Source organism: Cohnella luojiensis (genome assembly GCF_004564235.1).
GTDB classification, from domain to species: domain Bacteria; phylum Bacillota; class Bacilli; order Paenibacillales; family Paenibacillaceae; genus Cohnella; species Cohnella luojiensis.
Window position 1 is genome coordinate 1 of the sequence record NZ_SOMN01000061.1, and the last position, 7,644, is coordinate 7,644.

7 protein-coding genes are annotated in these 7,644 nt (G+C 49.7%); 2 read left to right on the plus strand and 5 right to left on the minus strand.

Features of this window, described 5'->3' with window-relative positions:
• Positions 1-430: 430 nt before the first annotated feature.
• Complete coding sequence (locus E2980_RS23355; RefSeq protein WP_338080754.1) at positions 431-1,378, minus strand: aldo/keto reductase; 948 nt, start codon at positions 1,376-1,378, stop codon at positions 431-433.
• An 11-nt stretch (positions 1,379-1,389) separates the two neighbouring features.
• Positions 1,390-2,388, minus strand: coding sequence for a Gfo/Idh/MocA family protein (locus tag E2980_RS23360; protein ID WP_135154612.1), 999 nt, complete (start codon positions 2,386-2,388; stop codon positions 1,390-1,392).
• 110 nt (positions 2,389-2,498) lie between these two features.
• Here E2980_RS23360 and E2980_RS23365 point away from each other — a divergent pair, with 110 nt between their 5' ends.
• Positions 2,499-3,332: a helix-turn-helix transcriptional regulator gene (locus E2980_RS23365; protein ID WP_240703170.1), complete on the plus strand. Its 834-nt coding sequence runs from the start codon at positions 2,499-2,501 to the stop codon at positions 3,330-3,332.
• A 299-nt stretch (positions 3,333-3,631) separates the two neighbouring features.
• On the opposite strand, the gene E2980_RS23370 is transcribed toward E2980_RS23365, so the two are convergent.
• From E2980_RS23370 to E2980_RS23380, 3 genes are all read right to left on the minus strand, one after another.
• A complete protein-coding gene (locus tag E2980_RS23370; protein WP_135154618.1) occupies positions 3,632-4,738 on the minus strand; it encodes a site-2 protease family protein in 1,107 nt (368 codons plus the stop codon).
• 202 nt (positions 4,739-4,940) lie between these two features.
• Entirely contained in the window at positions 4,941-5,231 is a 291-nt protein-coding gene (locus E2980_RS23375) for a hypothetical protein (RefSeq protein WP_135154614.1), read from the minus strand.
• A gap of 34 nt (positions 5,232-5,265) precedes the next feature.
• Positions 5,266-5,637, minus strand: a complete 372-nt coding sequence (locus tag E2980_RS23380; protein WP_135154615.1) for a helix-turn-helix domain-containing protein — start codon at positions 5,635-5,637, stop codon at positions 5,266-5,268.
• A 510-nt stretch (positions 5,638-6,147) separates the two neighbouring features.
• Between E2980_RS23380 and hflX the strand changes: the two genes are divergently transcribed.
• The gene (gene hflX, locus E2980_RS23385) at positions 6,148-7,416 is read left to right on the plus strand and encodes a GTPase HflX (protein ID WP_135154616.1); all 1,269 of its coding nucleotides are present in this window, start codon (positions 6,148-6,150) and stop codon (positions 7,414-7,416) included.
• The last annotated feature ends 228 nt before the right edge of the window (positions 7,417-7,644 follow it).

Here is a 7,644-nt window from a genome sequence, read left to right on the forward strand (position 1 = left end):
GAATTGCTTTTGTTCTCGCCAAGGCAACCACTCCCAAAAGTAATTTTCTACTTAAGGGGAAGATTAGATATTAACGGCATTAATTCCTTTAAAGAAATCTCGGAACTTTATCTGCCGTCTATATAGTAAGGGTAAATTCTTGGCTCATAACATTCATTAGCGATAATCTTCATCGTACTTTGAATGTTAAAGCGGTTGAGAACGGTGAATAACCATGATTTTCATCGTTGTTGGTACTACTTATCCACGAATGGACCATAATTCCGCTTAACAGCAATGTTTATCATCGTATTTAGAACGCCAATTAGGTTGAACCGATTAAATAACATTGATTTTCATCGCATTTCTATTCTGCCCTTCAAGTCATTGTCTGAAAATACAACAAAGCAAAAGGGTCAAGCGAGATTGCCCCGCTTGACCCTCGCTTCGTCTATCCATCCACCAACAAATCGAGCCAGTCCGCTTCCTTCTGAGTTAGCTCGACTTCCAATCCCCGAAGGCTGGAATGGAGCTCGGCCGGGCTGTTCGGACCGATAATAGCGCAGGTGGGAAACCGTTGTTGCAGCACGTAAGACAACGCAATAGAATTGGCATCGTACCCTTTGCTCTCCGCAAGCTGCCTTGCCCGGCGAAGACGTTCCCAATTAGCGTCGCTGTAATAGACCCGAACGGCTTCTTGATCATCCATTCTATCCGGCGCGTACCGGCCTGTGAAAAATCCACCGGCTTGCGACGACCAAGAGAGAAGAGGTAATTGCGATCGTTCGTGCCATGCGACGTAATCTCCGTCTGCGGAGACGCATCCCGCCCAGCGGGGCTCGTTAGGCTTGGCCAGGCTTAGATTAGGGCTATTGCATGCAAAGCCCGTCAGTCCATGCGATAATGCATAATCGTTAGCTTCCTCCAACCTCATGGTCGTCCAATTCGATACTCCGAGCGCTCGGCAACGCCCTGCTTCGATTTGCCGTTCGAGCGATTCGAGAATGTAGCCGACGGAAACGGAAAGATCATCGCGGTGCAGCATATAGATGTCGACATAATCGGTCTGTAACCGTTCAAGAGATTCGTGCAGATCCTGCTCCATTGCTTGCAACGTCATCCTTGGTCCATTTTCATCCGGGTGAGCGCCTTTCCCGATTAGGGTCAAGGAAGAACGGTTTCTCCGCTGCTGCATCCATCGACCGAGCGCTTTCTTCCCCGCGGCTCCGTAGACATGGGCCGTATCGATCGTATTTCCCCCAACATCCATGTAGGCATCCAGTAGTTCTATCGCATGCTCCATGCGGTCTTCGTGAAGCATCATCGATCCCATGATTAGACGGGATACCGGTCTATCGATACCTGCAATTCGGACAGAGCTCATCGTATTCCTAGTCATAAATAGTCTCCTTATGCGAGCGTAACTCTCGTTTTTTCTTTAGCTGAACGATAGCAAGCGTCTAGCAATTTCATATTCCGGACCGCGTCATCAGGCGAGAAGCGTTGCGGATGCTCGTTCCATACCGCACGGGCAAAATCGTCGATTTGATTCACGTAAGCGTTAGTGCCTGCCGCTTCTTCCAAGCGAGATCCGCCGTGGCTATGCACCGTATAACCCGCATTGTCTTCGCCTGTAATAAATGCATGAGGGATTTCGATGCGGCCGTCTGCCCCGATAATTTCGAAAGCTTGGCGGAAGGACGCCCACATGCCGCAATCGAAAGTAAGGGCCACATCTCCCGGGAATTCCGCCAAGCCGGAAGCCATCATATCGACGTTGTCATGCTCCGGGGAAAACTGGGCGAGAACGGTGACCGCTTCAGGTTCTGCCCCTAGCAGGAGCCTCGCCGCGCTAAGTGGATAACATCCAACATCGTATAGACTCCCCCCGCCCCAATCGCCGCGATAACGGATATTGTTCTTATCCCCCGCGTTGTTGAAGGTAAAGGCGCCTCTAAGCGCTCTTACCTTCCCGATTTCCCCCGCGGCGATAATCTCGCGAATTCGCTCCCATCTCGGATGATGGCGGTACATGAACGCTTCCGCGAGTTGAACGCCCGCATCCTTGCAAGCGTCGGCCATCTCTTGCGCTTCCTTAGCCGTTAACGCCAAAGGTTTCTCGCATAAGACGTGTTTGCCCGCCTCCGCGGCCCGAATCGCCCACTCCCGATGCAAATGGTTCGGAAGCGGAATATACACTGCATCCACCTGGGGATCAGCCAATATATCCTCATAGTTGCCATAAGCGTTACCGATTTCGTGTCTCTCGGCAATCGCTTTCGCTTTTTCCCTGTCACGGCTTGCGACCGCCACGATTTCGCTTGTTTCCGAGTGCCGGATAGCCGGCATGACGGCGTTAACCGCGATACCCGCGCCGCCGATAATTCCCCAACGAAGTTTGATGCTCATCATCATCCTCTTTTCTATATAGATCAATATTGTTATTATAAAATTGATTCTAAATGACTGTATATAGAACCATTTTGCTATCATATAACAAAATTGCTATGGAGGAACCCGTGAAACTACATCTCACGCTGCCGTTAATGGAGCCGAACACTTATCTCGTTTTTCCGGAGTCGGTCGGCCGATATAACGATATGCCCGATCACAGAACGGAACGGGAAGCCGATGCTCTCCCTTATTTCAATCTTCACTATGTCGCCGCCGGCGAAGGTTACGTAGAGGACGAGGGGGGGTGGCGCCTTGTGCAGCCTGGAGACGCTTTTTTCTATTTTCCGAACCGCCCCCAAAAGTATCGCTCGAGCGAGGACAATCCATGGGATGTTTATTGGATGCATTTCTACGGGCATCGAGTCTCCGAATATTTGACAGAGCTTGGATTTCGCCGATCCGTCGTCTGGTCCACCAACCGAAATGAATTGCTGAAGGAACAGATGGAGAAGCTCATCCGCGAGATTCATAGCCGCAAGCTGCTCCGCCCTCCCGTCCTTTCGATTCTGGCGTACGGGGTGTTGACGGAGTTCATGGCGCAAGCCGTCCCCCACGACTCCACGCGCAACCAAGATACGATCAGGGCGATGACGGAGCTGCTCCCGGCCATGCAGGATACTGCGTGCGAGCCGTTTTCATTGGAATTCTGGGCGAATAAAGCCGGGATTAGCACTTACTACTTCTGCAAAATGTTCCGCAAAGCCACGCAGCTGTCGCCGATGGATTTCATCACGCTGTGCCGAATTCGGCATGCGAAACAAATGCTGCTGGACGATCCGAATCAGCCCATCTATCACGTAGCCCAGGAATGCGGCTATGAGAGCGTCAGTTATTTCATCAAGCGGTTTAAAGAAAAAGAAGGCGTGACGCCGACGGTATACCGACAGCTTCACGCCTAGAATGATATGCATTACTTCAAGAGCTCATTGATTTTTTTTACGGAAAAACCCGTATGTTGGACCAAGTCCATCATAGTAGCGCCGGGGTTCGCCTTAATGTATTCCTTGACTACAAGCGAATCGGCAATATTTAGTTGTTGGCATTCTTTGCATAAAGTATCCGGCCTCCGAACATGCAGTTTGCCGCATCTATTGCAATTAATTAGTTCCAAATTAACTCATCCCGTCGGTTGGAATACCATCAGTAAAATAATGTATTTAAGTTATTTGTATCATAAGTCAAGCAAATTCGCTATATTTCATCCTACTTCGTGAAGCTCCATCAAGTTATGGCCATACAGCATGAACATCGACAACGCTGCCGCCAGCAGAAGGTAAGCCGCAAGCACTTTCCATTTTACCGAAGCAGAGGCCACATAATACGACCTGTTATGTTGAAGCTCATCTTCCAATTGCTTAATTCTCTCGTCCGCTTTTTGCTCGGCACTAACAAGCAGCCTGGACGGAATCGGACGCGACGGATCCGCATCCTCGTATTCCACGGGCTGGTGCTCCCATTCTTGAAGCAGGGCGAGAGTCAGATTGGCATAGTGTTGGTCCATTATCGCTTTCTCGCGGGCAAATCGTTCGTCGTCATGAAGGAAAGGAATGAGTCGCTTACGGTTCCGGTTATCCTCCTTCAATGTAACGCCCGCTTCGGCGAGCAAGGATTGCTTAAGGTTCCATGTACTCGTTAAAGCCGGCCATTGCCTAATCGCCGCTCTATACTCGACCAGCTTATCCCTCTCGTACGAGAGAACAGAATTCCGGAAGCCTTCCCTCGCGCGATTCCACCAGGAGAAGATGCCAATAAAAAGGATAATAAAGAGTAAAGGGCTAGGAGAGATTGCAACTATCGCTCCCAGTAACAATAACCCGACGAGCCAGATTTTCGTGGAAAGGACCGAAATGATCCTCCCGCCGTCAAGCGGCGACACCGGAAGTAGATTAAACAGGTTAATCATTGCTCCCATAAAAATAACCAGAGCCCAGAAGGGGTCCTCAGTCATTTGATAAAGCACCACGGCCGGCAAGAAAGAGATCAGCCCGGCAAGCGGACCGCCGTAGGCCAGATAAGCTTCGGTCGCCGCATCGCGAGGCCTTTCCTTCAGTGAAATAAGGGCACCTACGAACGGAATGAAGAAGGCCGGCGAGGTCGGAACGCCCTTGCGCTTGGCCGCGATAACGTGCCCCATCTCATGAACGAATATTAAATAAACCAAAGCAACTCCGAATTTCCAGCCATAGATGGCCGCATAAGCGCCTAAGCTTATCATCATCGTGATCAAGGTGCCGCCGAATTTCGTCCACTTCAGCAAGGCAAATGCCCATTTAAACTTCGCTAGCAAGAAAACGCCGATCCCCATCCATATCGAACGGCTCCGAGAATTGTTCAATTCGAACTTCCTTTCCTTATGAAGCGTAGTCGTTCCATTAAGTTAACCTTCTTGTATTATCTCATTAAATACGAAATTGGATAAGGTCGGGTTTCGTTCCGGGTTGAACGCAAGAAAACACCGCACCCTCAGGAGATTGAGTTAAGGGTACGGCGTTTATAGGGACATCCATTTAGTGCCAACGCGTAAGCGTAAAAGCAAGCTTCCCGGTCAAGATGGACATAAGCTCGGGGATGGACCCGAATTGCGGGATGAGTTGCCAACCCCCGCGATGATTGGCAATGCAAAGCATGTATTCGTTCCCTGGAAAACAGGTAAGAACGGCCCTGTAGGTTTCGTCTTCCCGCTCTAAAGAATAGATCACTAAATTTCGATCATGGATGCGAACGCTAAGATGAGAATGCGCAAGTGCATGGAGCTTGTTCTGGATGTACAAGCTCGCCGAATGCAAAGCCAAACTCAACAAGATCACCCTTCCCTACGGTTTGCTCAAGTGTTTATTGCTTTTTGCGCGGTTCCTTCGCATCCACCGCGTTCAAGAAAGTGTTGGCCGAGTGAATGACGTATTTGACATCCTCAATCCCTCTTTCCATTAAGAGCGACTTGTGGATTTCGACCATAAGCCTTTTGTCCTCGATCCCTTCCGCTAGGTTCAATTTTTGAAAATTAAACAATTCACTCGGCGAAATACTTAAAGCATTTATGATTTTCTCTAGCGTTTTCAAAGATGCATTCGTCTGTCCGCGTTCGATATCCGAGATTCGCGTTACCCTAATCCCGCATCTCTCGGCTACGTTCTCCTGGGTTAGCCCCTTTGCTTTCCTGATCATTCTGATCTGCTCGCCCACCAGCCTAAGAAAATCCGACATCTCATCACCTCAATTAAGAGGGTACTTAATGACTGAAAAAATTTTTATCCTCATAAAAAGGGATAATCATTAAAAATTCCTGCGTGAGAGGTATATGACTTCTTTGCCTGATGTTTGTACCTGTGGTACACTACAGATTAATTAAAGGAATGGAGGGTTACGTGTGATAGACTACATCCGAGTTAGATCCTTGCGCGGCTAATTGAATAGCGCTTAAGGCTCTGCCTGTGCAGAGGACTCAGGATTGGTCTGTCCTATGAACCCTATATCGGCGATTGATGAACGGCTATGCTTGGAATGGATGATGAACGGCGGGATCTTACCCGACGTTCAGTTTCCGGGCATTCCCTTCGTTTATTCACCATAGGAATAGGTATGATCGGCAAGCGTCGAAATGCTATTCGTCGGCTTGCGTTTTTTTCCGGAAACCTCTCTCGTCATATGACCGCACAGGCAGAGCTCTGCCTGTGTTTTTTATTTCGTTTGACCTTATGAGAGGATGAAGAATGTATGGAACAAATTCGAGAAAAAGCGATCATTATCGGCGTACAATTGAATAATCGCCCCGACTTTCCTAGCGCCATGGAGGAATTGCGCAGCTTGGCAGAGGCTTGCCGGATCGAAGTCGTCGGCGAGCTCACGCAAAAGGCGGAACGCGTTAACCCTTCCCTGTATATGGGGAGCGGCAAGATCAAGGAATTAAAGGAGTTGATGAAGACAAACGATGCTCTTGTCGCAATATTCAACGACGAGCTGTCTCCCTCCCAAATTCGTAATCTGGAAGCGGAGCTGGATTGCCGGGTTATCGACCGGACGATCTTGATTCTGGATATCTTCTCAAGCAGAGCCCAGACTAAGGAAGCCAAGCTGCAGGTCGAAGTCGCCCGGCTGCAATATATGCTGCCCCGGTTGGTCGGTCTTCGGGAATCGCTTGGCCGTCAAGGCGGGGGATCGGGTCTGAAGAACAGAGGCTCCGGGGAAACGAAGCTGGAACTTGACCGTCGAAGGATCGAGGATCGGATCGCGGCCCTGCAAGCGGATTTGGAGAAGCTCGTCGCACGGCGCCATATCCAGCGCAGGCAGCGACGCAAGAACGAGGTTCCCGTCGTCTGCTTGGTCGGTTATACGAACACCGGGAAATCGAGCTTGATGAATGCTCTCATGCAGAAGTACAATCCGGGCTCGGGCAAAGAAGTGCTCGCCAAAGATATGCTGTTCGCCACGTTGGAAACATCGGTTCGCAGCATCGATCTGCCTGATCACAGATCGTTCTTATTGACCGATACGGTAGGATTCGTCAGCCAACTTCCCCATCACTTGATCAAGGCGTTTCGTTCTACTCTTGAAGAAGTAACCGAGGCAGACTTGCTGCTGCATGTCGTGGACTGCTCCGACCCGCAGTACAAACAGAGAGCTGATGTAACGAACGAGACGTTGCGAGCGTTGGGAGCCGCCGATATCCCTACATTGTACGTTTACAACAAGGCGGATTTAACGGATCAAGAATATCCCCGAATCGAAGACGGGATCGTGTATTTGTCCGCACGGAAAAATAGCGGGATCGAGGAGCTTGTCCGGCTGATCGGCGAACGCGTCTTCACGGATTACAAGGATTACGAGATCCTCATCCCCTTCGATCAGGGAAGACTGGTGTCTTACTTTAACGAGCATGCTCATGTTCACGCGATCAGCCATGAAGAAGACGGAACGCGATTGACGATGACTTGCAAGAAATCCGATTACGAGAAATATCGAAGGGAATTTTCGCCCCTCGCTTAAAGGAGTAGGGTAAGACGAGGGATTACTCCCTCGGACTCCCCGTCAAACCGTGCATGCGGATTTCCCGCACACGGCTTTCCTTCGTCAGTTCCCCATCTTCAGGAGTGAGTTCTCTTCATCCGTCACCGGATTGCCTATTTCACTTCTGAATTAGGAACGTGTGGTGAGTAAGTTTGTTAGAAATACCATTCCTGCCGACTCCAGTACTTTGTTAGGAATCAGTGAATT